Genomic DNA, 26,468 nt, shown 5'->3' with positions numbered 1-26,468 from the left:
GAAATGCCTGCCCGTACAGGCTGAGAGAGATCTATCTAGCAGATTTCTCGACTTCGTTGCACTTCGCTAGAAATGACGAATCTACAGCTACCACCTGATCAGCGCACTGGCCCAGGTAAAGCCAGATCCAAATGCAGCAAGGCAAACCAGATCGCCATCTTTGATTTTTCCCGCCTCCCAGGCTTCGCATAAGGCAATGGGAACAGAAGCAGCTGTGGTATTTCCGTATTTTTGAATGTTGTTGAATACCTGATCATCATTTAAGCCCAATAACTGCTGCACATACTGACTAATACGCAGGTTTGCCTGGTGCGGCACCAATAGATCGATATCTTTCTCAGTTAACTGATTAGCGGCCAAAGCCTCTTTTATCACCTCCGGAAATTTTACTACCGCTTTTTTGAAAACAGCAGGTCCATCCATATAAGGTAAGGCGGCGCCACTTTCTAAAATTTCGGGTGTCATAAACAATCCGCCTAATTCCTGTTCCGGATAGGCTGGTTTATCATTTAGCCATTTATTGGCATGCGAACCTGGGTAATACATCGCCAGAATTTCTGCATCGGCACCATCACTATGTAAATGCGTACTTAAAATTCCTTTTCCGGTTTCATCCGTAGGCTGTAATACAACAGCACCTGCTCCATCGCCAAAAATTACCGAAACATTGCGGCTACGGGTCTCAAAATCCATAGCGAAAGAATGTTTCTCGCTTCCTACCACCAGCACATTTTTATACATGCCGGTTTTCACAAACTGATCTGCTACCGAAAGTGCGTACACAAAGCCTGAACATTGATTCCTGATATCCAAAGCACCGATTTCGCCCATACCCATTTCCCGCTGCAACAATACCCCACATCCCGGAAAATAGTAATCAGGACTTAACGTAGCAAAAACGATAAAATCGATATCTTTCGCGGTAATACCGGCTCTTTCGATGGCGATTTTTGCCGCCTCAATACCCATGGTAGTGGTGGTTTCTTCATTACGATCGGCAAAACGGCGTTCTTTAATACCCGTACGTTCCTGGATCCAGGCATCATTGGTATCCATAAACCGGCTTAAGTCATCGTTGGTATACACGTTTTTCGGAACGTAGTAACCTATTCCTGCAATTTTAGACTGGTGCATGCTCGTATATTATTTGGTTAACAAATGTATTAAAAGGGATGTAAGATGTATGAGGTAAGATAAAAAATGTAATACAAAGGCTAAAAAATCTACTTCTATTGCCTAAAATAATCACAACTATCTTCTATTTAACCTATTACATCTTACATAAAAAATAGTTATTTTTGCACCATGTCTACAGAAACCAAAGAAGAGACCTTTACGCTCGAAGAAATCTTAACTTCCTTAAAAACCGTACATCGCCTTATTTTGTGGAATGATGATATCAATACATTCGACCACGTGATTTATTGCATGATGAAATACCTTGATTATAACGAATCGCAGGCGGAAAAAATTGCATGGAAAGTGCATAATGAAGGTAAATGTCCTGTTTTAGAAGGATCTTTTACCGAAATGGAAGTATACCGCAAAATTCTGCAGCAAGAAGGCCTGACAGTTTCTGTTGATTAGGGCATTTTCTAGCGAATCGTCTTGCTAAACTTGTTTTACAATGAGAAATAGTATTTTCAATTGCCTTGTAGCTACTTCGTGGTCAGCAGCTACTTAAGAGAAGACCCTGAAATAAATTACCTTCGGTGAGTTCGCTAAGGCTCGGTTCAGGGTGACGACCGTGTAAAAAGAGACAATAAAATTACCCCTCCAATCCTTTTATAAGTGTTAATAAGCCAGCCTGTGTAGTATGTGTTTTATCTTTAGCATACCAACCGTGAAGTTTTTCTGCTAAAAGCGGCATTTCGGAAGTTTCCGCCCTCCATTCTTTTAATAGTTCCTGCAAAACCTGTGGCCTTGGGCCTCAGGTTGCCAAAACCTGGTCGGCCGATTCGTTTAACACAATTAAAACCGGAATTGCTCTTCCCCCATTGGTTAAATGAGCATCAATTAATGGAAGATTTTTATCTCTAAGTACAAATCTCAGTTCAATTTTACCTAACGATGCCGTTGCGATTTTATTGAACAGTGGGACAATCTGCGCAGCATCACCACACCAGCCTTCGGTAATAACTAAAAATTTATAATTTTCTTTAAGATGATCGATTGTTGATACCAGCTCATCATTTAGGCTAATTGTTTTATCTACACGGTTCATACGCTGAACATTCATTTTAGTGTAGTGCAGATCGTAAGCTACATCACCAGTAGCTTTTCCCTCCAATAGAAGTTGATCAATCAAGGCGCGATAGGTTTGATAATCCATTCCCTGCCCGCTGAAAATTTCGCTGTAATTAACCATGATGTTTAATATTATGCTGCAAAGGAAAGGAGAAATTAGATGAAAATAATCATGATTTTGCAAGAAAACGCAGGTGACTGATTGCATAATTCTTGGGCTGTTCAGCTAACTGCAAACAACAAATTAGTATTTCTGAACATCCTAAACCTAACACTCAGTATTTCCATCCATTAACCTGATTCAATAGCCATTGGATAAGATGTTAAGCCTGCAGCGAAGTAAAAGCAATGACTGTGATAGCAACGGCAAACTGTTAAACACTACAGACCGATATTTGCAAATTATGCTGCTTGCTGACTATTAAGAATGTATACCTGGCTTATTTGATGACGGACACCAGCAAACAAATGCCGATGTGTTTTAATGATACTTAACATGGCATTAATAAAAAAGGTTCTGCAAATTAATGCAGAACCTTAAGTGGTTAATTTGATGGGGAGGTGCGTTATTATTTACTGTTTAATTTATCGGCAAGCAGTTTCATGTAAAAACCGCCCACCACACTTCTGGCTTTGAAATTATCGCGGATGCCGGTATTTGAATCATAAAAATCATTTAAAGGCACTCTCGATTCAGTTTCGATAGCATGCTTGTAAACCGGATGAACCAGCGCCTCGAATTCCTTTTGTGTTGGTGCAAAAGCAGCGGTCCACAAAATCCAGTCATTTTTAGTATAGGCCTTTCTGCTATCTAATGGAATACCGTATTTATTTTGTTTCGTCAGGTAATATTTGGTTTCGGTATCATATATTTTCTGAGGGAATAAATTTAAATTTAAGACCTTATCCCAAACAAGGTTATATTTCTGGCTCCATGTATTCTTATTATCGAACGTTAGCGCATAATGATCGCCTGCATCGGCCATTTCCATCCATTTTGGCACCATACTTTCGGCAATCGCCCTATATTTTTTAGCGATATCATCGTATCCCAATGTTTGGGCCATCTGGGCATAACAAGCTATACCTACAATTGCTTTTACCGATAAATTAGCGTTGCGAGCCAGGTGACCGGCAAAGTCATCGGTACATAATTGTGTTTTTGGATCTAAACCTTCTTTGGTCAAATAATCAACCCATGTAGTTAAGGTTTTCCAGTGTGCTTTGGCATAATCGGCATTTCCCTGTGCTTTGGCAATTGCAGCAGTTAAAATGATCATGTTACCTGATTCTTCAACAGGCATTGGCTCGCCATATGTTTGCCCGTTGGCCAATGGATAAGTACCAAGATCGTGTGCTGCCCAGGGATGAGGATACTTTCCGCTTTCGCTGAAATAGAAAATACCATTTAACATCCCTTTTAATAATTCTGGATTATATATCAGGTATAAGGGTGCCGATGGATAAGTTACATCTACCGTGTTGATAAAACCACCACTGTTATTTTCTTTTGATAACCATAAAATTTCGCCCTGCGGACTCTTTACCAGGGTGTGTGCGGCAATGCTCTGGCGATAACCCAGAACACATAAATCGGCATATTCCTTACCCCCAGATTTTAAGGCATCGGCATACAAAGCCTTATTAAAAGCTTCACATTTCTCTACTACTTTTTTATATTCGCCCGCCGCAGCAGTTAATTGTGCCTCAATGGTTTCTTTACCTGAGGTATTCCACCAGGGCCTTAAATTTTTATTGAAATACTGAATACTGTAAATTTCATCATAACCCAGTTCAACATATTTCTCAACGGCAGTTTTGCCTACAGTGCCGAAAGGGATAATGGTATTTAAGGCAAGCATTTTACCTTGTTTGGCAGTTGAAGCGGAATTACCTTGTCTAAATGCATCAGCTGCATTTTTTTCAGTTGTTACAAACTGGATGGCATTACTGGTTTTTGGCGCAGCTACATAAAAGTAACCCCAATCAATACGCATATCATCACTTGCTTTTTGAAGGATTGGCTGCTCTACCGTACCTGTTTTCAATACCGATAATTTGGCTGTGCTGTATTTAGTGGCTGTAACTTCCTGCGTAGGGCGATAAACAGCAATGTTTGACGCTGCGCTCAGATATACCTTTACCTGATGTGTTTTGCTATCATTTGCCTTTACCTGGTACGAAACATAAGAAACCGGGCGAGCAAACAAACCCAAATCATTCATCAATAAGGGTGAAGTGAAAGTTAATTTAAGATCTATTTTACCACAAGTAAAGTTATAGATGGTTTGCGTAGCATTAATTTCTACACTTTTTTGCTTAGCGATCTGAACTTTCCCGGCATTATCCTTTAATTTATCTACCAGACCAAAATCAAGGAACCGACCGCCGGCAGTATTTTTAAGGTGGATGGCCATTACATTTGATCCTGCTTTTAAAGCACTTTTATCGCTATTGCTTAATGCAATATATTTGAAATCATTGGTCCAGCCTTCTTTTGTATAGATTCTTTTTCCATTCAGGTAAACCTCGATATTATCGTCGTGATTAATTTTTAAAAACAGCTCGTTTATTGACGTAGGGTTGGCGACATTGAAAGTTCTCCTTACCCATATATCGTTTGATTTCCATAATGTTTTTACATTTTTGGCATCGTCGCCTATAGGTGCATTACCCGTTTGCCAGTTGCTGGCCGCGTAGCTAGCAGCCTTCCAATCTCCCTGAGGCTCAGTTTCAGTATATTTTACCTCATACAATTTTTCATCGGATGCCGGTACAACGGTTTTATAGCTGGTACTTTCTTTACCTAAAAAGCGATAAATACTACCGTCAACATTGATCATTCCTAAAAGCGAATGATCGGCACCTGTCCAGTGTTGAGTAGCAGACTCATTTAATTTATCGGTGGTAGACCAAATGCTGAAATAGGTATTGTGTGTAATTAATGGATAGGCCGGGGCTTTCCGTTCCTGCGCCTTTAGCGAACTACCTGCAAACATACAGCCGAGTATGCCTATGGCTTTTAATATTTTTGTTCTGTTCATTGTGTGTGTGTTGAAATCCGGTAATATATATGGTTAGATTAATATTTAGTTAAACGTTTTACTAAAGTATAAAATATAATTTGCTTTATGAAAAGAAGTCTATTTTAATTGTCTAATCGACAATTAAAATAATAGTCTAAAAAAATACATGAAGTTTTCAGGCTTCATGTATTTTTCAGATTTGTGGAGCGCTATTTATTAAGGCTGTTTTTTATTGATGGTCCACTCTGATAACTGGAATAAACGGCTTCCTCTATTGGCTTTGATATAAAGGCGGTAAAATTTATAGGCTACAAAATTGTCGAAATAATACCTTTTGGTTACGCGTCTTTCACCTGAATTGGCCCAGGGGCAAGAGGTTACCGTATGTAAGTCGGTATACTGAATACCATCTATTGACCCCTGTAAAATCCAATACCGTGGGTCCCTGTCTTCAGCATCGTTGCCTGAAGTTAAAGTGTACGCGCCAACTACCTGCGGCGTTGTGAGTTCAAATGTACATCTTTGCGTACCATCAAAACCTGCCTGTAAAAACTTGGTTGTAATGTCGCCATCCACCAGTTTTTTCGATCCTTCATTAGAATCGGGTCCGGCACCAGCTTCTAAGTTTACCGAAAATATGCCTCCAATAGTGCGCATATAATTTTCTCCGATTTTGGTAGGGTCGAAATTGGGATCAACAATATTCAAAATCACTTCTTTGGCGGCAGAATAACCCTGGCCATTTCTGGTGGTTAATGTTACTTTATATTTACCCGGGAAACGGTAGGTATGTTTTGGATTAACTAAAACCGAAGTACTGTCATCTCCAAACTGCCACAATAAAGTTTTGTAATTTGTAGAGGTACCGGTGAACTGATACTCTAAAAACTTTACCGTATCAGGCCTTACATACGTAAAACCTGCTGTTGGTTTAGGTTCGTCCACTACAGGCACAACCTCTTCCGCATCTTTCTTACACTTTACTGTGGTAATTACAATAAGTATTAAAAGAGATAGGAGACTAAATAATCTTTTCATGTTATTTTTCATATCTGATTAATATTTAAGGCGTTGGAAATAACTGAGATTTTGGTATTACCCTTTTGGATAAAATATTCGGCACTTCAATTTCTAAATAAGCTTGCTGACCGCCCACATTTTCACGGTGATGTGCCTCAATGGTGTAACGTTTTCCGCGTTCTAAAAATATGGTACCTTTACGTGAGTCTTTATCCCATTGAGTGGTATAGTCATCAACCAAAGCAACACCATTTACATACAGTCTGGAACCATCATCCCAACGGGTTTGATAAAAAGTGTAGGTACCACGTACGGGCGCCAAAAACTCGCCTTTCCATTTGCTGGCAAAATTATCCCGGCTTAATTGTGTCCCCGAGGCATTTTTTACATTATCTGGCCATCCATCGCCACTAAAGTTAATGGTCTCATCTATCCTTGTTACAAATGGTGCGCGTCCATCATCCGGGTCTAACTGGGTGTTGGTATAATATCTCGCGGTTAAACCGGTACCGTTTCCAGTAATGTAAGAGTTATTATCCAAATTTACGTTAGGATCCACCACCACAATTAACTTACTTTTTGTAGGGTGAATTACATGATTGTTTGCCTCGCTAATACTGAAGGCGAATGCAAATTTCTTATTGGCAACAATGTTGGCATCAAAAACCGGCCATGGGATCTGAAGCCGCACCACTGCACTGGAAGCGCCTGTGGCAAAGCGAACCAAAGTATCAACACTATAATCTTTGGCAGCCAGGTGTATGGCATCAGCAGGCAACGTTCCGTTACCTACCAGCGTACTAACGGTATCAATATTTTCTTTGATTTTAATATTGAAAGCTGTTGATGGCTGATTTTCTAGATTTACAATGAGCGGAATGGTTACCCCTGCAGGTCCCACTATATAATCTCCCTGATATACCACATTGTAGATACCTGCGTTTTTGAATGTTAAGTAATGTAAATCGGTAGATTTCAGCAGATCAGAAGTATTGATGATTACCATGATGGTAGATTTATCGGCAGCAATTTTGTTTCCTTTACCCGGAGCTGAAAGCTTTAATGCAAAAACAACTTTTTTACCATAATTGCGCTCCAATACGGACCGCCGGACAATGGCAATACCTTCACTGTTATCGGTACCATAAGCCACATTGATTACATTTGGATACTCAACTGCTGTAGATGGCATGAGTACCGCGTTGGTGATGGTTCCATTATTAATTAACTGGGCAACGGTATCATTATTTAAAGTTAAACCCACCTGGAAGGCCTCTTCTGCAACGCCGGTTAAAGAAATTTTAAAAGGCACCTTAACGTATTCGTTATCTATGGAAACCTTTCCGGCAACAATACCTTCCCCTGTTATACTACGGGTATTGGGATCGGGCAATGTTAAGTCTTCAATTTTTGATTTGCGACAAGAATAAACGCCAATGATGGCTAAACTTATCAATGCGATATATATAGTTTTTTTCATTTTATGCTATTTTAAATGGTCAGCAAATCTGTTATTGATCTAACCAAACGCGGCCATCAAGTTTCCAGGTTTGTTTATTGGCAATTTTTAACCAGTTTATAATCTGCGCCGGGATATCTGCTGTTTGCGGAACAAATACGGCCAGTGTTTCCGGAGCTGGCGGGCAGATCAGATCATTAAAACTCTCCCAGTCATACGTTCCCTGAAATTTAAAATCATGTGCCTGCGAACTGATATCTGCCATGATATTGCCATTACCATCTGTTGCAGGCCAGTACCCTACCAGAAAATTAAAGTATGGATGACTTTGATCTATTGAAGTTTGACAGGCATAGTTACCAATCATTCCATCAGGAACAGAGAATTTAAAAAAGCGGATGTCGCTGACATATACATCAGGCGAGCCGTGGCCATTTCCGTTCAAAAACCCCAGTTTTAAAGGATTGGAATTTGCCAATGAACCTGAACCGGTAATTTCGAGTTCATTGTTAAAGGTACCATTGGTATAGGTGCGTACAAAACGTTGTCCGTTACGCACTTCTATTTTTGCAGTCAGGTTTGTCCATTTTCCTTTAGCAAAACTTCCGCCCCTGCATTGGTGATAATCTCCATCTTTAGTACCCCTCCACTCAAAATACCAATAGTCTTCTTCTAAATAGATTACCCAACCTACGCTTGGATGGCCACTTGACCATTCGTTACGCTTGCCGAGCACACTTGGCCAGAAAAATCTGTCTTCATTCTTTTTAACCTTTAGCTCAATGGTCACCTTTGTTGTATCGTCAATATTATAAACATTGGCATCAGCAGCGTCAACCTGTGCCCTCACGTTCTCGCCCTTAAAACGGATGGTTTTGCCCAAATACCGGTTACCCGTAAACGGCTTTGTTAAAATTCGTTTGTTGTAGGTTGGTGCATAATAAATTACAAATGCATTTACTTTGGGTTGGCTAAAAATGGTCTGGTCATCGGCATTTGCAGGTAAGGTATACTGCCCACCAGCACTCGAGGCAATAACCACCAACCATTGTTCATTATTATAATTTGGGCGTTTTTTTAATGCTGCAAGAATTTCACCTACACCGGTATCAAATTTTTCTATCGCTGCTTTATATGCCGGAAAAGAAACATCATATCCAGAGGCTGCCCCTGCTGCATTAACTCCTGTAAAATGGCCTACAATAATTGATGCGGTATCACTTCCGATATTGCTGATCAAACCTGCTTTAACTGCATCATCATCTGCCACCAGATTACTGGCATCAGCCCCCGTGTTTAACGATTTAAAAACCGCCGAAGGCGTATAGGTAACAATTTTCGATTTTGCACTTGCCTCTTTGATCCTGTTGAAGATTATCGGGTAATTCTGAAGATTGTTGTTCGTTAATGCATCACTGTCAACCTTATGCTTCTCCTTTTTAACCCCGGTTAACATATTTGCCCAATTAGTTGCATTTGCCGTTGCATCAGGATCACTTAAACCAACCCAGGTGTAGATTGCGTGCGGTAAAATGGCATCGATATTTGGCGTATTGGCATCTAAAACCGATTGCCCCCTAGCGCCATCAACTATTAAATAAAGAACCTTGCGGTTTCCGTATTTAACGGTTGTAGTATCACTTGCATTTTTATCCCCAATAGTTCTCTCGAATTCTTTATTGCAAGAAAATATGGCTGTGGCGGTTATTGCTGCGATTAAGCCAATCAATAATCTATATTTTTTCATCATACTCATCTTAATTTATATCTGGTTAGCTTAATCTGTTATTCGATGGTTACTCTAATCATATTGTATAATGGTAAATTATCAAAACGGTAAAACTCGCCAATTAACAGTAGTGCTTTTTTACCATCTGCAGATTTGGTTTCAATTACATCAGATAAGCCGCCGTTAAAAGGACCGGTAGAATTGTATCCCTTTGCCAATGCTCCCGTTGACGTTAATACCATAAAACCATTTCTAGTCACATTATTATATTTAATAAAGTTCCCACTTGTTAAAATTAATCCATTATTGAGCTGCTTGGCAAAACCAGGGAAACCGCCTTCAAATGTTCTGGAAGCAAATGTCTCATCTAAGGTTCCATTATCATTTAAAACCGCTATACCAACTGCTGGTTTACCATTGTATTTGCTAAAGATTCCAGTGATTATATATTTTTTTGTAGTAGCATTATAAGTACATGAACTGATGGTATTATCTGCCCCCGAGCCGGGTGTAAAAGAAGGATCGATGTTTCCGTCAGGGTTTAAACGAACGATACGATTGGCAGGTTGACCATCAAACGTATTGAAACTACCAAATACCACCAATTTTTCCAATTTCTCTGCATCGGTATGCATATAACTATCAATATTTCCATTTCCACTCTCTTTCCCTTTATTAGTAGCGGTATTGAAACGGAATGTTTTATCAAGGCTGCCATCTAAATTAAAGCGCAAAACCTGGCGAATATCTGTACTATCCAATATTACCGTATCTCTTGATAAGTCGTAGTTAAACTTATCATAAGTTCTTTTTACGTAAAATCTGAAATTACCCGTCGCCAAAATTTTTCCCTGATGGGCGTATAAACGGTTGATGTAACCATTCGTTCCCCCATTAAATCTCGGAAACCATTTTTGCGTAACAGTATCGGTAACCGTTGGCTTTCTTTTTGTTTGGATTTTTATGGTGTCGATTGCTCCGCTGGTAAACAGGCTGGTAATGTTACTGATGTTTTCGGTACGCTGGTTAAATCCGCTAAAGCTGCCGGCAACAATAAAGCGACCGCCAATTTCCAAAACCCTGAACAATGAACCATTCGCCCCTTTTCCAGTACGAAAAGTACGGTCATATTCCCCGTCAGTAGATGTTCTGGCGATTCGATTGATTGGAACCACACCGCCTTTATTATCAAAATTGGTAAAATTACCAACTACGATATTCCTTCCATCAGGCATTTCGTATACCTGACTTACATAACCATTGGTACCCGCTGTAGCTTTAAAAGTAGGATCAATCTGGATCAGACCCTTAACGGTAAAAGTTGGGCCAATAAATAACTGATCGCCAACGGCGATGGAGGTTACGCCTGTACTTCCGCTTTCCGGAACTTTAACCGTAATTTCTGTGGGGGTTACACTAACTACCTCGGCCTTTTCGCCGTTGAACATAAAGGTTAACTGATCTTTATATTTATCAAAGCCAGAAGCTTTGATCACCACGGATGTACCAACATTACCAACAGCAGGAACAGGTACATCAGTTTGTGAGATGGCCACCCCTAAAGGTGATTTGGCATCAGCATAAGGATCGGGGATGACATCATCTGCCTTTTTACATCCTTGAAAGCCTAAAGCAATCAAAGTGATTATTGTGAATATAAATTTAATCTTTTTCATCATTTAATTTTTTGAGGTAGAAACCAATTATGACTTATTTGGAGGAATCAGAAGGCGTTAAACCGCTAAAATATACATCGCTAAAAAAATCACTCTCGTTGAAACCGAAATAAGCGCCACCTCTTGTTTCATTATAGGCCAAAGTGTGCACAACGCCATTGGTAGGTTTTATATCAGATGACGCTACCTTATTGATGTACCAGTTATCATTAGGTTTTGAAGCATCAGGGATATAGGTCAGATTTAACTGGCGGTACCCGATATACTTGATATTATTTGCGGTGCCATAGGTTACCCCGATATTTGAGATATTACCCCCGAGAGAATAATACAAACCGCCTGGATAAACACTTTTAACATCAAAATCGATCTGTTGATAGTCCTTTAATTTATTCACACCCTTAAACATATAGCGTTGCAAATATCTCTTCCAGATTACCGGACTAATCTGATCCAGCGTTTTAACAGTATCTTTTCCTGAATAAAACAGAAAATTATTCAATCCACCGGTTTTAACTGTACCAATTGTTTTCTTAATTACCTCATCATCAGGGGCAAAAAATGTAAAGTCCTCATTAGAAAAGGTGCTTTCCATACCCGCCAGTTTTACAATCTGGGCTATGGTATCAAATGGTACTTTTTTAGCCTGTAAATATTGAAGCATGTTCCCGTTAAAATTAGGATTGGCCAGACCTCCATCCCGATAATATTCATCTCTTTTACAAGCATTTAACACAATCAGTAAAGCAGCACAAGCAAAAATTAGCTTTTTCATATGTCTTTTATTATAATTAATTACCACCATTAACCCAGTAATCATTCAATTTCATAAATGGGTTGTTGTTTAGCGCATTTTGGTTAATTGGCCAGGTCCAAGCACCACGACTAAATTTATCGGATGTAAGTACGTTGTAAGAATACTGACTGTTCAAGATTCTCTTAGTTCTAACGAGATCAAAATAATGGTGTCCCTCGCCAATCAGTTCTCTTGAACGTTCGTAAAAGATAAATTCTTTAAGATCTCCGTTTGAAGAGGTATAGGGAGATGCACCAGCACGGTTCCTAACCATATTTACGAGTTTTATGGCTTCGGCATCCTCATCGATATTGGCCAGCGCCTCTGCTGCAAGCAAAAGTTCACCCCCATATCTAAAAATCATAAAGGTATTATCCGGATTGGCATCTTCCTCCCCTACGATAAAAGAGTTTTTGGCATATTTTAACATCATGAACTTACCATTGTCGGCAAAAATATCTTCATTAAACCAGGTGGTAATCCTTTTATCACCACCGTCCTGGAAAAGTTTTTGCATGTACTCGCCCCGGTAATAAGCAAAACTTACGCGGTGGGTATACTCAGGCCTTTTGTATGGATAATGCAAAAACATATCGGCTATAGGTGCTACGTTCAGTACGGCATCACCATAATTTATACTTTGATAAAATTCGAATAAGCTTTCATCCGAACGGCCTTTGATTACTGTTGACCAATCTGAAAGTGGTAATAACCGATAGGCATTACTTGCAACCAGTTCTTTCCCTAAATCTGCAGTAGCCTGGTAATATTTTTTTGCATTTGCGCCGTCGAAACCTGCATTCCACATGTTCATCTCCATCATTAAGGCAATGATACTTCCTCTGCTTGCGCGAACGCCTTTTAGAGCAGGGTCGCTATAGGTAAATGGTATCTGGTTTTTGTAACTATTTAAATCGGCAATACATTTATTTAATACGGAAACAAAATTTTCGCGTGGTAATGATGTAGAGTGAAATGCATCGGTATAATATACTACATCGCCAAATAACCGCACCATAGTAAAGTAACAAAGCGAGCGGATAAATGCGGCTTCGGCTTTAAACTGTCCTTTTTCTGTATCCGTAATGCCCGGAACACCCTCATCCAATTTCGCGATCAGGATATTGGCGCCCTGGATTGCCCTGTAATAACCGGTCCAATCTGTTATTCTGTCAAAATTGTAATAATCCCAGGGCTGCCCTCTTCTGATCAGGTTTAACAGATCGTTCCTACCTAAATACTCCACATATTCCCGTGAAGGGGCATTATCAGACTGGCTTTCGTGCAATACTTCGCCCGATCGGTATTCTCCCACTGCGCCAACATAATGCGTTTCGTTTATTTTGCTAAAAACAATCCTCGACAGGTCATAAATATTAGCAACCACATCATCTTTAGACTGGAAATAGTTGTTTCCTGTTAATTTATCCAAAGGCTGTACGTTTAAAAACTTTTTACATGAAGGCAGGCAAAAACATGCTGCAATAACCAAAGTGTAAATAATAACTTTTCTCATAATAAATATTTTAGTTGCCTGTATTAAGTTCTAAGTTTAAACCAATGTTATAGGTACGTGGCACAGGATAACCGTTAGAAATATCGCGACCTAATGAGGTTACGTTTTCCGGATTGGGGCCACTATACTTAGAAAATGTAATTAAGTTATTGGTTGAAGCAAATATTCTTAAATTGGCCAGCCCATATCTTTGGATCATCTTCTTATCGAACATATAGGAAAGCGTTAAATTATTAATTTTCAGATAGGTACCACTTTCCTGCCATAAAGTTTGATCGGCCCTTAATGGTTGAATGCTTCCATAACGTGCAAAATCATAAGGATATGGATATTTAGCTACATCACCGGGGCGCTGCCAGATATTTAAATCGCCCAACGGGACTACCGCGTTCAATGCATAAGGATCTCTCATAATGGCAATACGATCTGCCAGGGCATTATTTAAGATTGTTCTGTCAGCGGTGTAACTGGCATATACGTTTAAACCCCATTTTTTATACCTCATGGTTAAGGATAAACCACCTGTTAACAAAGGTTGAGAGTTTCCGGTAATTTCATAATCGCGGCCATCCAGAATATAATCGCCGTTTACATCTTTCAAAATCGGGTCGCCGCCATAAAAGAAAGTATTGTTTGTTTGGTACCTTTTTCCGGTAACCGGATCTACGGGTACATCAGCATCTGTTTTATAAACCCCCTGGTTAATCCGCAGGTAGTTTGACAGGGTATTTCTGCCTACACGGAAAACATTATGCTGCAGGTAACCAGAACCATCGAAACGGATATACTGTCCGTTATATTCTGCTGGCAATTTTAACAGCACATCGCGGTTATACGCGCCATTTATGGAAAAAGATAAATCAAAATCCTTGCTGGTAATGGCTTTTACGATTAAGTTTACCTCGGTACCATAGTTAGCGATCCCCAAATCGTTACTCGCCAGTTTATTAAAACCTGTAGTATTTGATAAAACACGATCGAACAATAAGTTATCTACCTTTTTGAAATAACTATCTACAACGATCGAGAATCTGTTTAGAAAACCAATATCGAAACCAATGTTGTACTGGCTTGTAGTGGTTGGTTTTAATGCCGGATTCGGAATTAAATCGTAGTTGATACCGATGGTTTGCGTGTTGTTGTAATTTCCATTTAGGTTGTAGATACCATAAATACTTTGAAGATTACCTGTAGGAACAATATTTTGGCCCCATGTTAACCTTAAACTACCATAGTCCAACCATTTTTGATCAATTAACCAGTTTTCTTTGTTAAAATTCCATCTTAAACCTACTGAAGAGTTTTTAGAATATGGATTTTCCAAACCACTGGATGAGGTACCGTCTAAACGGTAGGAAAACTCGGCCACATATTTTTTGTCGTAATCGTAAGATAGCGATCCTGCAAAAGAAGCAATTGTGGCGTTTTTATAACTACTTAACACCCCGCCACCTCTTGAGTAATAACCATCGTAACCGAGTGGTCCCTGAAGCTGATCATTCGGAATTCTTTCCTGCCTGCTGATGGATGATTGGGCCCCCAGTTTATAAATTTCGTTAAAAGTATTGATGAAGATATTGTGCTTTTCGCCTAATGTTTTAGCATAGGTAATTGCATTTCTGTTGTACAACTGAAAATTTCTGCCATTGTAATCATAAAGTTTGGCAAATGATCCATTGGCCGCAGCAGGTGTAAATGTAGTTTCTGTATCTGATGTATAATCGTAACTTAAGGTAGACGATGCTGCCAAACCTGGTATAAATTCGTAACGGGCATCGATATTTGCCCTTAAGTTTCTGGAGTTATTATCATTCAGCGTTTGCAAAGCAGACAACACTCCTCCAGAGGCCTGATAAAAAGAAGGAGGCGGTAAAAGCGTTGAAGCCTGGCCGTTTACAGCTACACCCGATTGAAGTAAGCCTGCGCCGTTACCTTTATTCTGTTTACCCACCGAGCCATTAACAAAACCGAAAAACCTAAATTTATCGTTCGGTTTAAACTCCATGTTCATGTTTAAATTATACCTGTTATAACCCGTATTTTTAATTACACCTTTTTCTGCATAGTAGCCCATGTTAGCTTTGTAATTAAACTTTTGGTCGCCACCATCTAAGGCCAGGTTATGGCTTTGGTTAAAGGTGGTTTGATAAAATACATCCTGCCAATCGGTAGAGTTATTGTAATAGGCATTTAAACTATCGGCAAGGAAAGGTGTATTGCTGATTCCCCTGATTTGATTAATCGTTTCGGCATTTAAAATAATCTGCTGGATCTTTAACTGACGTTCAGAATTACCGCCTAATGTTTCGCGTAGTTTAGGAGGAGCATTTACGAAAAAGTTCGATACATATCTAATCCGTGGCACTTTAGAGTTACCTCTTTTAGTAGTGATGATGATTACCCCGTAGGCCCCTCTTGACCCGTACATGGAAGTGGCCTGCGCATCTTTCAGGATCTGGATATTTTCAATATCCTCCTGTGGGATCAAAGAGAGCGGACTCACGCCAGGCCCCTGTGTTTGAAAACCAAACTCCGCTGCCTTATCTGCATCTAATGGCACACCATCGATGATGTATAATGGCGAAGTAGGCTGTAAAAAAGAATCGTTACCGCTACCCGAAATACTTAAGCTGGATAAACCACGAAGCTGTACCGATCCCCTAAAACCAGGGGCACCGGTATTATTCTGGATATTTAAACCCGGAACCTTACCCTGTAAAAGCGTTTCAATGTTTGATACAGGAACATCAGCAACATCCTTTGCACCAAGTACTTGCACCGATCCGGCGGTTGTTTCTTTTGGTCTGTTCTGGTAAGCTACGATAATTACATCATTCAGATCTTTACGGTTTTCGCTAATGGTAACCGTAATATTGGTTTGACCGGTAATTTTGGCTGATGCCGTATTGTAACCTAAAAATTTAAAAAGCAACGTTTCGCCAACAGGTACGTTAACCGAAAATTTTCCATCACCATTGGTTTGCGTTAAACCTTTATTTGTGCTTTGCAAAATAACGGATACGCCTGGCACCCCTTGTTTGGTGTCTTTATCGAGTACCCTACCATTTACAATAATGTTTTTTTCTTGCGAATAGGCATTCGTACAACATATTATACATACTATAAGTAATGTATATAAAAGTATATTTCTTTTCATCGTAATTAACTTTATGGATCAACTATTCGTTAGCAAATTTTGGGTTCTCATTTTTGAAATGAAAAACGATTTCCCAGTCGCCGGCCTTGTAAATAGCGAAATCGACACCGAAACTGCCTACTGTACGTGTACCCCCAAAACCAATCCGGGAGTAGCTCAGTTCTGCTTTTGCCCTTGATCCGCCTCTGGCGTAAGATGTAGGGATTTCAACCAATGGAATTGGATAAGCAACATCATATTGCACATATTTGTCGGTTTTTTGGATATTGAATCCATGGATCATCTTATCCCAAACCGTCTCATTAAAAAACTTGGGATCGATCGGTAAAGAATCTTTACCCAAAACCACAATACGCAGGGAATGTCCATTACCGCCAGATGTAAACGGGCGGATGTACACTACCGCATCCTTTTTATCATTGTTGCTCACCAGATTTAAATTTGAGGTAGCACCGATTACATTATTCAGATAAGGGCGGATGTAATCCCTCAGTTTTTTGTCTAACGGAAACTTTGGATCAGGCGCAGGCAAACCCGTGTAGGCATTAAAATCATTCGAAGGTTCGTAAGGGCGCTCTCTGAACGGCCTGATCTGAAAATCCCTGATCAGACGCTCGCCACCCGAATTTTTAACCTTTACATCAAAAAAGCGGGTATCCTGAGAAAAGTTGGTACTATCTGTTGGGCGAGGTTTTAATATCTGATTAGTTGCCGATGGCCATAAAATAAATTCACCTGATGAACGTATCTCGAATATGGGATGTGTTTCAATTTTTCTTTTGGCCTCAATTTCGGCAAGGCTTTTTTCCAGACCGGTATAAGGAGCTGTCCACACATAAGTTGGCGCAGGTGTAAAAAGATCGTTCACCGGCTTTCCATCACCAAACCTCACATTTACAATTTCAAACGTAATTGGATTGGTAGAGTTATCGCTGTTAAAGCCTCCGATAAGGTTGGTTCTTCCGATGATCGGCTCCAGAATTTTATTGCTAAAATTTACATTGTTGCTGATATAATCTTTCTCATCAGGTAGATCAAATATCTTTTTACAGCCGCTAAAAAGAATTGCAGCAAGTAACAGGAGCGCAAAATATTTATATATGATCGATTTCATCGGACTATTTGGTTTAATTTTTCTATTTCGCATCACTTATTTCGTTTTGTTTATGGTAAACTCAGCCAGCTGGAATGTGCCGCTGTTTCTAAGCTCGGTGATCACAATGCGGTAAAATTTGTAAGCCACTGTATTGGTACACCTAAATACCTTTTGCTGATACCTTTCTTCAAAGAAGAAATTAGATCTTCTATCCAACTCTACCCAGTTCGAGCCATCCATTGAGCCTTCGTAAGTCCAGGCTTTTGGATCCCGCTCATTGGCATCATTTGCAGATGTTAAGGTATATACTGATGAAACTGCCGGCGTTTTAAGTTCAAACCTCATCCATAGTTCGCCCTGTAAGTCGGCCAGGAATTTAGTATGGTCATCACCATCAATTACCTTTCTCGAATTTTCTCCACTGGTTATCCCTCCACCATTTTCGCGGTTGGATGAAAATATTCCACCAATTTCGAGGTAAAGGTTTGGTGGTGGCGGCACAAAAGTTAACCGGGTAACAAATTCATTAAAACCAAATACGTGATCGGCACTGATGACATGCACAATACCATTTTTGGTCCGGATGTTATTTGACGATGTGGTACTGGTTGCCCAGTTACGAACGAATTTGCTTTTTTTGGTATTATCGAAATTGATAACCTCCGGTCCGGCGCCTACTTGTCCAGAAGCAGACATTTTGGTTACACTTGCATGCATGGGGTAACCGATGCGAACACTTTTTAAGTCTAAACCATCCTGAAGTTTTAAAGAATCGGTTGTTTTTTTGCCCCGTACAATGTAATAAGAGGTCATCGTATCTAATTGAACAGCATCAATGTTTGCCAAAAAAAGCGGGTCTTTATCTGATAGCCTCCGTAGTGTATTTAAGTTCCGTAAAGCCAGCTGAAAGCTAGGGTTACTTACTGCAAATAAGGTAACATTGCTATCGGTTAAGGTCTTTTTCAAACCCATCCTGTCTATCGCTACAATCAGCGAATCAAAAACCCCCGGTTTACTTTTCAAATAATCGTAAGTATTTCCAGAAAAAGTTACATTCTGATCTGGTGCATCATAAAATCCCCCGTTCTTTTTGCAGGCAGAATTGATGAGTGTTAGCAATGATAAGATTGCCAATGCACCTATATATTTTATTGAGTTTTTCATATCTGTGATCATTAGCGCCAGTAAGCATTTTGGGTTAATAAACTATTTTGAGAAAGCAGTTTTCTGGATATTGGCCAGTAGATGCCACCAGAGTTAATGAGGTTCATAAATTTGGCATCGTTTTGTTTGATTTTGTTATAACGGATCAGATCATACCACCTGGATCCTTCGCCCAACAATTCGCGGTGGCGTTCTTCGAAGATTAATTTAATCACATCACCACCGTTGATCGCATCAATCAAAGCCGTAACATCATCGTATCTTCTGCTTTGCACAACGAGCAACTCATTTAAAGCGCCATTTTGATCGCCCAATACGGATAAGGCCTCGGCACGCAGCAAAATAATATCCTCCAGGCGGGTAAAAACCAAAGCACTGGTAAAATACCTGAAGTTTGGATCTGTTCCGCCTCCCTGTATAACTTTGATTTTGCTGAAAATGGGATACTTACCATTGAGGTTGGTAAAATATCGTCCATCGTATTTGGCCTGCCCCAAGGTATCAACCGCAAACCTTTGATCTTTTGGGAGATTGAAATATTTCAGGATCGAATCTTTTGGAAGGTAAATATCCGGAACCGACTTGGTCATCACCGGTTCAGCCAAAGTCAACTCTTCAATATGCCCGGTTGATGAACCATCCACGTGGCCATAATCGGAGTTGAAACCGAACATCTGCCTGGTATTTTTATTATAGAAAAACCCGTTGGAGTTAGACAAATCGGCACTTCCGGTAAAACCGCCGGCACTTCTGCCATAATTATCTTCCACGAATTTGGCATATTTAGAAACGTTGGTATAATCGCCATTCCATGCTGCCAAATGAGCTAAAACGGCATATGCCGTAACTTTTGTAGCCAAGGCACCGCCCCATCTTCCCGAAGTTTCATTGTAATAATCAGTCGGCTGCTGCACGTCGCCGCCACTATAAATAAAGGGCAGATCAGCAGCTGCTTTAAGCATTTCCTGTTCGGCCCACGCTAAAATCCTGGCCTGGCTTTCGCGAGGTTTATTGGTAAATTTACCTTCGTCTGATGAGGTAATGAATGGGACATCGCCCCATATTCTTACCATGTAGAAATAAGCAAAAGCCCTTAAGAACCTGGCCTGCGCAATATCAACCGTCATGTTATTGCCCGTATAGCGTTTATCTGTTTCTCTTACATGCGCAATATTTTCCAGGAAAACATTGGCACCGTTTACAATAGCGTAAAACCTTGTCCAATCAGATAAGGCTTCCATTACAGGATATGCCGCATTTAAATTATTGCCGATCACAGCCTTCAAATCCTGTCTTTTCGGGCTTAAAAACTCTCCGGTTCTTACATCACCATAAATCCAATGACCATTGTTATCTGACAATGCAGCACGTGTTAAAGCATACACGCCTAAAATTCCGGATCGGGCATCTTCTACTGTATTCCAGGCATTTTTTTCGCCAACAACCCTGGTAGAATCTGTTTCTAAAGCTTTATTACAGCTTGAAAAGGCTATTACAGAAAGCAGTAGTACGTAAAATATATTTTTCATCTTACCTGATGTTTTGTTCGTTCTTGTTTTCATCTTATAAATCCATTTTAACACCCAGGGTATATGTTCTCGGAATGGGCTGACCATAACCGGTATCAATACCATCATAATTCACCAGTTCGGGATCCTGGCCGGTGTAAGGCGTGATGGTGAAAATATTGCTTACTGCACCGTACACGAAGAATTTGTTGATTTTGATGTTCTTCTTACTTAATAGATTACCCAGTTCGTAACCCAATGAAACCTGCCTTAATTTTAAGAATGACGCATTTTCCAGGAAGAGGTCCTGATCTGCGCGATATGGGATTACGGTACTCCAAGGATTGTAAAGTGGATATTTTGAGTAATCGCCACGTTTCTCCCAGAAAGTAATTTCTTTAACAGAACTGATATCGGTATTCCCCTCGCGGTTAACAAAATCAAAACGGTTGGCCATTTCCTGGTTGATGAGCTTTCTGCCTAAATTAAAGTAGAAGCTCGTACCCAAACTCCAGTTGCCATACTTAAAGTTGTTATCAAAACCTCCTGAAAGGGTTGGTAGAGCGTGGCCCTTTAATACTTTGTCGTTATCATCAATGGTGTTATCTCCATTTTGATCTTTCCAGCGTGGATCACCTGCCTTTAACACAATTCCCTTGTATTTTAGTTTTTGCCCGTTAACCGCCGGCACGTCGGCATCTGCCGTATAAATACCATTGTTTTCCAATAACCAATACTGATCTACGGGCTGGCCAACTTTCAGGAACCTGTTACCCACCACCAACTGATCCAGTCCTCTGGGCAATGCTTTTAATTTGTTAGCATTGTGGTTAAAATTTAAAGCTGAACTCCACGAGAATTTACTTTTTGCAATCACCTGGGCACTTAAGGTAAAATCGACACCCATGTTGTTTACAGACATGCCACTTTCGATGGCTTGTTTATAACCATACTCTGCATAAGCGGGGATACCAATTAATTGGTTTTTATCAGTTTTGCTATAAAGATCAACTGAAACGTGCAAACGGTTTTTCAACATCGCTACATCAGCACCAATATTGAGTTGATCTGAATACGACCAGGGAACGCCGTAACCTACCCAACCAAACTGGTAAGGACGGGTTAATACCCCGAATGCATTATAACCCGGTACCGTTAAGTTACCGGTGTAACCAACTGAGGCGGTATATTGTGGGCCCTGGGTATAGTTATCGTAACTGAAGGTACGCCCCATTCTGCCCGCACTTGCACGCAATACCAGATCATCAACCGAGCTGTTCCCTTTCAAGAATTCGTTTTTAAGACTCCAGGCGGCAGAAATAGTTGGCGAATAAAACCACCGGCTTGTAGGCTGTGCATTTGAAGAGCCGTCTAAACGTAATATGGCTGATAAGAAATATTTATCGGCGAATGAATAATCAGCTTTTCCATAGAAAGACAATAAGTTATCTTCAGTTTTATCTAAAAACCGATACGTTAACTCTCTTGGAAAAGCTACCGGCGTTAAATAACCTCCATTGTCTGAACCATCATCGTTTTTAGGTTTAGAATCAAGTAAGTTGATTTTGATATAATCGTTAACACCTTTATAAGCGTAGGCATTACTGTATTTATAAATATCCCATTGCATGGTTTGCCCTAACGCAAAATGAAAATCGTGGATTTTATTCAGGTTCAGATCATAGGTTACCTTGTTATCCATCATTAACCTTTGGCTAAAGCCATAGTAATTGGATGCATAACTGTTTCCCTGCAAAAGCGTTCGGGCATAAAAAACATCCCTGTAGCCTTCACTGTAATCTGCGTTAAACGATGACGTTACCTTAAACTGTCCGAAAGTTCCTTCTAATTTGGCATAACCTTGAATGGAATTTGTTTTGTTATCATCAAAACCTTTCTTGTATTGCTGGAGATATGAACCATAGAAATCTTTGTTTGGTGGCAGCGGCGCACTCAAATCAGGGAAATAATTAAGTTGTGCAAAGCGGTCGCGCAAGGTTTTATTTCTATCGCGGTTCAAACGGTTTGCATTAATCATCGTTGAAAACAGCAACCACTTGGTTGGCTTCATGTTGATATTAAAAGTAGCGCTATACCGGTCGATACCCGTTTCATCGGCTACTCCTTCACTTTTGGTATTACCCAATGCAAACCTGAAGTTAGCCCGATCTGTACCACCTGCAAGCGAGAAATTAACACCATACACCAATGCATTTTTATAGTATAAATCGGTCCAGTCTGATTTACCACTATATACATTGTTTAGTGAATCGCTTAGATATACCGGATACTCTTCATCGTCAGAATACCTGCCATTTGTGGTGTATACGCCATAAAAGCGTTGCCTGAAGTCATTTTCATATTTACCATTGATGGTATTTACGAATGGCTTTTGCACCATACCGATGTAAGAATTGAAAGATATCGCGCGGTATTTGCCAACGGCTGTTTTTGAGGTTAACACAATCACACCATTAACACCCCTTGGTCCATAAATAGAGGTTGAACCCAGATCTTTAAGCACTTCTACCGATGCAATATTATTCATATCGATGCCCGCCAGCAGGTTGGTAGCCGGACCAATCCTATTGAAATCGAACTGTTGGATATCAAAGGCAAAAGGATGCTCTCTTACCAAAGGAATACCATCGAGCACCACCAATGGCTGGGCATCGTACAAATCCTTTTTGGATAATAATGGCATTGCAGCCCCTCTGATAAACATATTCTGCATAGAACCAGGTTCACCGGAAGGTTCCTGAACGTAAAGACCGGCAAAATTGCCCTTTAAATTCTGTTGCAATGAAATAGCCGGAAAGAGTGCTAAATCCCTGGTATCTTTTTGTACACCTCCAGACAATTTGTTGTAAAGTGTTTTTTTCCTGATCTGTTCAAGACTATCCTTCCGCAAAGAGTCTTTAGGCGATACGATCTTTATTTTAGTTGTATCCTGAAAGATCAAATAGTTAATTGTAAGGCCTTTATACTTTTTTTTGCTTGCAGCATAATTTGGTAAAACGTTTAACGTAAACGCTGCAAAAAAAGCAAGGCACGCCCATAAGTATCGCATAGTTAATGGATCTTTTAATTGGTAAAAAAATGATTACTAAAACTTATTTTTTCGGAAACGGCGAGACATGTCTGAAGTTAAAAGGACAAGTACTCTGGCGGTAGTGGTTAGGGATTCTCATAATTTAGTTATTTGGTTAATTCAAATATATAATATGCTAAAACGTTTTAATAACAAATTATCATTTTTATGAAATTTTTATTAAATAGAGGGATAATATTGAATTATGACAAAATAAATGTCAACCAGACAGATAAAAAAATAAATATTGCTAATATTTCTTATCAAAGTAACACACTAAAAAACAGCGCGTAAAGATTTTTTTAGCCACGGATACAATAAATTAAACATTTTTTTGTTGCGATTTAACCGAAATACTTAAACGTTTAAGTTGAAACAGGAAATTTGGATTCGCCTTGATTTAGACACCAGTACATCCTTATCTTTATGATGGCTCAAACAGCATCTTAAATCAAGCTTAGCCTGGGCCATAAGACGAAACTACTTCATTCTATTTTTCTGTTGCTACCATATAGATGGGATCTTCTATAATATTTACCGTTATAATCTGATCAGCATTTTTTAGCAGGCGTTTACAGTCGCTGCTCAAATGTTTCAACTGAAGTTTTTTATCTACTAAGCGGTAACGTTCAGTTAGTTTATTCAGCGCATCAATACCCGACATATCAAAAACACGGCTGTGCTTAAAATCGATTATAATCTGTTGCGGATCGTTGCCTACATCAAACAATTCATTAAAATGAGTTACCGATCCAAAAAACAAAGGTCCGTATATCTCATAAATTTTTACACCACTTCCATCGGTATGTTCATTGGACCGTATCCGTTTAGCGCTTTCCCAGGCAAAAACAAGTGCCGAAATAATTACACCAATGAGTACGGCGAGTGCCAGGTTATGCAGCCAAATGGTAATAACGGCCACCAGGATACCAATGATAATATCCTGCGCAGGCATTTTATTGATTACTTTAAAGCTCATCCATTCAAAAGTACCAATGGCAACCATCATCATTACACCAACCAGCGCAGCCATAGGTACACGATCGATTACCGGGGCACCCACCAAAATGATCAACAGAACGGTTAATGCTGCAATAATACCCGATAACCTTGCTCTGGCACCTGCCGAGAGGTTTACCAAAGTTTGGGCAATCATCGGGCAACCGCCCATGCCCGTAAAAAAACCATTTGCAATATTCGCAATGCCTTGTGCAATACTCTCCCTGTTCCCATTACCTTTGGTTGCCGTCATTTCATCAACCAGGTTTAGCGTGAGCAAACCTTCTGTTAAGCCCACACCGGCCATAATAAGCGAATAAGGGAAAATGATCTTGAGCATATCCAGGTTTAGCGGTACTCCAGGAATGTGAAAGGGCGGAAAACCACCGCTTACTGAAGCAATATCCTTAACCAGTTTAGTATCAATCCCAAAACAAAATACAACAAGAAACACCACAATAATCGCCACCAGCGAAGATGGAACGGCTTTGGTAATCTTGGGTAAAAGAAGCACTATAGCCACCGTTAGTAATACCAAAGCCAACATGGTATACAAAGGCATACCACTCAGCCATTCTACCTTGCCATTAATAAGGGTTTTAAACTGCGTCAACTGCGACATAAAAATGATAACCGCCAAACCGTTAACAAAACCAAACATAACAGGCTGCGGAACCAGTCTCACAAATTTGCCCAATTTAAACAAACCCACCATAATCTGAATCAGCCCTGCCAAAGCCACTGCAGCAAAAACATATTCTATGCCGTGGCTTTTCATTAACGCAATAAGTACAATTACCGTTGCACCTGCCCCACCCGAAACCAAACCCGGTCTACCACCCAAAACAGCAGTAACCAGCCCCATAATAAAAGCAGCGTACAAACCAGTTAAGGGAGGGAAACCTGCAAGAATAGCAAATGATAGCGATTCGGGAATCATGGTCATAGCCACCGTTAAACCTGCAAGAATTTCAGTTCTGTAATTTATTTTCTTAGAAAAATCGAAAAGTTGCAGGTAAGGCTTCATCTGTAAAAATTATTAATAAGCTGCAAATATCTAAACTTTATCGGAACATTGCCTCTATTATAAAATAGACAGAAATCACTTTAGCCCTGCAACAGAACTTCGAATCCCGGAAAAAGATCCATAAAATGACTAACCCTAGTGTAGCGTATGCCAACAGCGTTACGTTTTAGAGAGACAATTCATCTAAATCGTCACACTGCTATGAAAAACATGTTATTGTTATTACTTACTGTTTTCACATTTGTTTCCTGTAAAAAATCAGAAAGATATGGTCCGCTGAACTTAAAAAACGGACAGGAAGTGGAATTACTGGTCAGCCATCGTTATGGTTCAGATAACGACCTGCTGTTGAAATTGCCTGGCAATGTAGATGCCGGCGCTTCACTTTCGGGTTTTGATCAGCGTGAACCTGGCTATACTTACCGGGTTAAAGCGAGGTTCAACCGCGATGAAGTACCTTTGCAGGATGGCCCTGAGTACTATTTTGTTTTCGAAAAGATATTGAGCAAGGAGCAGTATAAAGGAAATGAATCTTTTACGGTACAACTGATTACTTCATATGTACCTGGAGGACCGGTAATAAAGCTGAGCAAAACAGGAAATGAATATTACCTGATTCCAGGCAAATTACAGCTCACTTATGCAAACAGTAGCATTCAAAACGAGCTGGAAGAAATCTGGTTAAACGTACAGGAAATCCGTGCAAACTCAGTAAAAGGACAACGCCCGAAATGGAAAGCCATTAAAGCTACGGTAGTACACGATCCACAGCAATTTGGGAAAGCCTATATGGTACAACAGATACAGTTTGTGAATTAACTAAAAATCGGACTGAAGTAAAATTGATAATTTAAGATGGATGATGTAAGATGGACGTAATGCCTCAATCTAATGGAATTAAAGCCCTAAGTTGAAATCTCTCTATTTCGTTCCACTTCAGTAGAGATGAAGTCCCTA

17 protein-coding genes are annotated in these 26,468 nt (G+C 39.9%); 2 read left to right on the top strand and 15 right to left on the bottom strand.

Annotated elements, in window-relative coordinates; all coding sequences use genetic code 11:
• Positions 1-87: 87 nt before the first annotated feature.
• Positions 88-1,134, bottom strand: a complete 1,047-nt coding sequence (locus DV942_RS16130; RefSeq protein ID WP_145859165.1) for a 3-oxoacyl-ACP synthase III family protein — start codon at positions 1,132-1,134, stop codon at positions 88-90.
• Positions 1,135-1,305: 171 nt separating this feature from the next.
• On the opposite strand from DV942_RS16130, the gene DV942_RS16125 reads away from it, so the two are divergent.
• Entirely contained in the window at positions 1,306-1,587 is a 282-nt protein-coding gene (locus DV942_RS16125; RefSeq protein WP_025143968.1) for an ATP-dependent Clp protease adaptor ClpS, read from the top strand.
• Between the two features lie 343 nt (positions 1,588-1,930).
• Here DV942_RS16125 and DV942_RS16120 read toward each other — a convergent pair whose 3' ends face one another.
• From DV942_RS16120 to DV942_RS16055, 14 genes are all read right to left on the bottom strand, one after another.
• Entirely contained in the window at positions 1,931-2,368 is a 438-nt protein-coding gene (locus tag DV942_RS16120; protein ID WP_244950721.1) for a thioredoxin family protein, read from the bottom strand.
• Positions 2,369-2,816: 448 nt separating this feature from the next.
• The gene (locus tag DV942_RS16115) at positions 2,817-5,246 is read right to left on the bottom strand and encodes a glutaminase family protein (RefSeq protein WP_403001980.1); all 2,430 of its coding nucleotides are present in this window, start codon (positions 5,244-5,246) and stop codon (positions 2,817-2,819) included.
• A 243-nt stretch (positions 5,247-5,489) separates the two neighbouring features.
• The gene (locus tag DV942_RS16110; protein ID WP_186462329.1) at positions 5,490-6,311 is read right to left on the bottom strand and encodes a PKD domain-containing protein; all 822 of its coding nucleotides are present in this window, start codon (positions 6,309-6,311) and stop codon (positions 5,490-5,492) included.
• Between the two features lie 25 nt (positions 6,312-6,336).
• On the bottom strand, positions 6,337-7,773 hold the full coding sequence (locus DV942_RS16105; protein ID WP_145859161.1) for a PA14 domain-containing protein: 1,437 nt from the start codon (positions 7,771-7,773) through the stop codon (positions 6,337-6,339).
• A gap of 31 nt (positions 7,774-7,804) precedes the next feature.
• Entirely contained in the window at positions 7,805-9,502 is a 1,698-nt protein-coding gene (locus DV942_RS16100) for a DUF4983 domain-containing protein (protein WP_166672359.1), read from the bottom strand.
• A 35-nt stretch (positions 9,503-9,537) separates the two neighbouring features.
• Complete coding sequence (locus DV942_RS16095; RefSeq protein WP_134204700.1) at positions 9,538-11,160, bottom strand: DUF5008 domain-containing protein; 1,623 nt, start codon at positions 11,158-11,160, stop codon at positions 9,538-9,540.
• Positions 11,161-11,191: 31 nt separating this feature from the next.
• A complete protein-coding gene (locus tag DV942_RS16090; RefSeq protein WP_166672357.1) occupies positions 11,192-11,932 on the bottom strand; it encodes a fasciclin domain-containing protein in 741 nt (246 codons plus the stop codon).
• Positions 11,933-11,948: 16 nt separating this feature from the next.
• Positions 11,949-13,469, bottom strand: coding sequence for a RagB/SusD family nutrient uptake outer membrane protein (locus DV942_RS16085; protein ID WP_090983155.1), 1,521 nt, complete (start codon positions 13,467-13,469; stop codon positions 11,949-11,951).
• A 10-nt stretch (positions 13,470-13,479) separates the two neighbouring features.
• Positions 13,480-16,626: a SusC/RagA family TonB-linked outer membrane protein gene (locus DV942_RS16080; protein ID WP_134204698.1), complete on the bottom strand. Its 3,147-nt coding sequence runs from the start codon at positions 16,624-16,626 to the stop codon at positions 13,480-13,482.
• A 22-nt stretch (positions 16,627-16,648) separates the two neighbouring features.
• Entirely contained in the window at positions 16,649-17,740 is a 1,092-nt protein-coding gene (locus DV942_RS16075) for a DUF5007 domain-containing protein (protein WP_134204919.1), read from the bottom strand.
• Between the two features lie 36 nt (positions 17,741-17,776).
• Positions 17,777-18,886: a discoidin domain-containing protein gene (locus DV942_RS16070; protein WP_145859159.1), complete on the bottom strand. Its 1,110-nt coding sequence runs from the start codon at positions 18,884-18,886 to the stop codon at positions 17,777-17,779.
• A gap of 11 nt (positions 18,887-18,897) precedes the next feature.
• Positions 18,898-20,415, bottom strand: coding sequence for a RagB/SusD family nutrient uptake outer membrane protein (locus DV942_RS16065; RefSeq protein ID WP_090983344.1), 1,518 nt, complete (start codon positions 20,413-20,415; stop codon positions 18,898-18,900).
• 34 nt (positions 20,416-20,449) lie between these two features.
• A complete protein-coding gene (locus DV942_RS16060; protein ID WP_145859157.1) occupies positions 20,450-23,464 on the bottom strand; it encodes a SusC/RagA family TonB-linked outer membrane protein in 3,015 nt (1,004 codons plus the stop codon).
• A gap of 511 nt (positions 23,465-23,975) precedes the next feature.
• Complete coding sequence (locus tag DV942_RS16055) at positions 23,976-25,511, bottom strand: SulP family inorganic anion transporter (RefSeq protein WP_145859154.1); 1,536 nt, start codon at positions 25,509-25,511, stop codon at positions 23,976-23,978.
• Positions 25,512-25,712: 201 nt separating this feature from the next.
• On the opposite strand from DV942_RS16055, the gene DV942_RS16050 reads away from it, so the two are divergent.
• Positions 25,713-26,330, top strand: a complete 618-nt coding sequence (locus DV942_RS16050; protein WP_145859150.1) for a hypothetical protein — start codon at positions 25,713-25,715, stop codon at positions 26,328-26,330.
• Positions 26,331-26,468 lie beyond the last annotated feature (138 nt).

Origin of the sequence: Pedobacter suwonensis (assembly GCF_007833675.1) — a bacterium.
Taxonomy (GTDB): domain Bacteria; phylum Bacteroidota; class Bacteroidia; order Sphingobacteriales; family Sphingobacteriaceae; genus Pedobacter; species Pedobacter suwonensis.
The sequence above is the reverse complement of the archived record's forward strand: the minus strand, read 5'-3'. Positions and strand labels throughout refer to the sequence as shown.

Bases quoted from the DNA above. Each gene is read 5' to 3' on its own strand.
- DV942_RS16130 (WP_145859165.1), bottom strand. From the start codon at position 1,134: ATGCACCAGTCTAAAATTGCAGGAATAGGTTACTACGTTCCGAAAAAC.
- DV942_RS16125 (WP_025143968.1), top strand. From the start codon at position 1,306: ATGTCTACAGAAACCAAAGAAGAGACCTTTACGCTCGAAGAAATCTTA.
- DV942_RS16120 (WP_244950721.1), bottom strand. From the start codon at position 2,368: ATGGTTAATTACAGCGAAATTTTCAGCGGGCAGGGAATGGATTATCAA.
- DV942_RS16115 (WP_403001980.1), bottom strand. From the start codon at position 5,246: ATGTTTGCAGGTAGTTCGCTAAAGGCGCAGGAACGGAAAGCCCCGGCC.
- DV942_RS16110 (WP_186462329.1), bottom strand. From the start codon at position 6,311: ATGAAAAGATTATTTAGTCTCCTATCTCTTTTAATACTTATTGTAATT.
- DV942_RS16105 (WP_145859161.1), bottom strand. From the start codon at position 7,773: ATGAAAAAAACTATATATATCGCATTGATAAGTTTAGCCATCATTGGC.
- DV942_RS16100 (WP_166672359.1), bottom strand. From the start codon at position 9,502: ATGATGAAAAAATATAGATTATTGATTGGCTTAATCGCAGCAATAACC.
- DV942_RS16095 (WP_134204700.1), bottom strand. From the start codon at position 11,160: ATGATGAAAAAGATTAAATTTATATTCACAATAATCACTTTGATTGCT.
- DV942_RS16090 (WP_166672357.1), bottom strand. From the start codon at position 11,932: ATGAAAAAGCTAATTTTTGCTTGTGCTGCTTTACTGATTGTGTTAAAT.
- DV942_RS16085 (WP_090983155.1), bottom strand. From the start codon at position 13,469: ATGAGAAAAGTTATTATTTACACTTTGGTTATTGCAGCATGTTTTTGC.
- DV942_RS16080 (WP_134204698.1), bottom strand. From the start codon at position 16,626: ATGAAAAGAAATATACTTTTATATACATTACTTATAGTATGTATAATA.
- DV942_RS16075 (WP_134204919.1), bottom strand. From the start codon at position 17,740: ATGAAATCGATCATATATAAATATTTTGCGCTCCTGTTACTTGCTGCA.
- DV942_RS16070 (WP_145859159.1), bottom strand. From the start codon at position 18,886: ATGAAAAACTCAATAAAATATATAGGTGCATTGGCAATCTTATCATTG.
- DV942_RS16065 (WP_090983344.1), bottom strand. From the start codon at position 20,415: ATGAAAAATATATTTTACGTACTACTGCTTTCTGTAATAGCCTTTTCA.
- DV942_RS16060 (WP_145859157.1), bottom strand. From the start codon at position 23,464: ATGCGATACTTATGGGCGTGCCTTGCTTTTTTTGCAGCGTTTACGTTA.
- DV942_RS16055 (WP_145859154.1), bottom strand. From the start codon at position 25,511: ATGAAGCCTTACCTGCAACTTTTCGATTTTTCTAAGAAAATAAATTAC.
- DV942_RS16050 (WP_145859150.1), top strand. From the start codon at position 25,713: ATGAAAAACATGTTATTGTTATTACTTACTGTTTTCACATTTGTTTCC.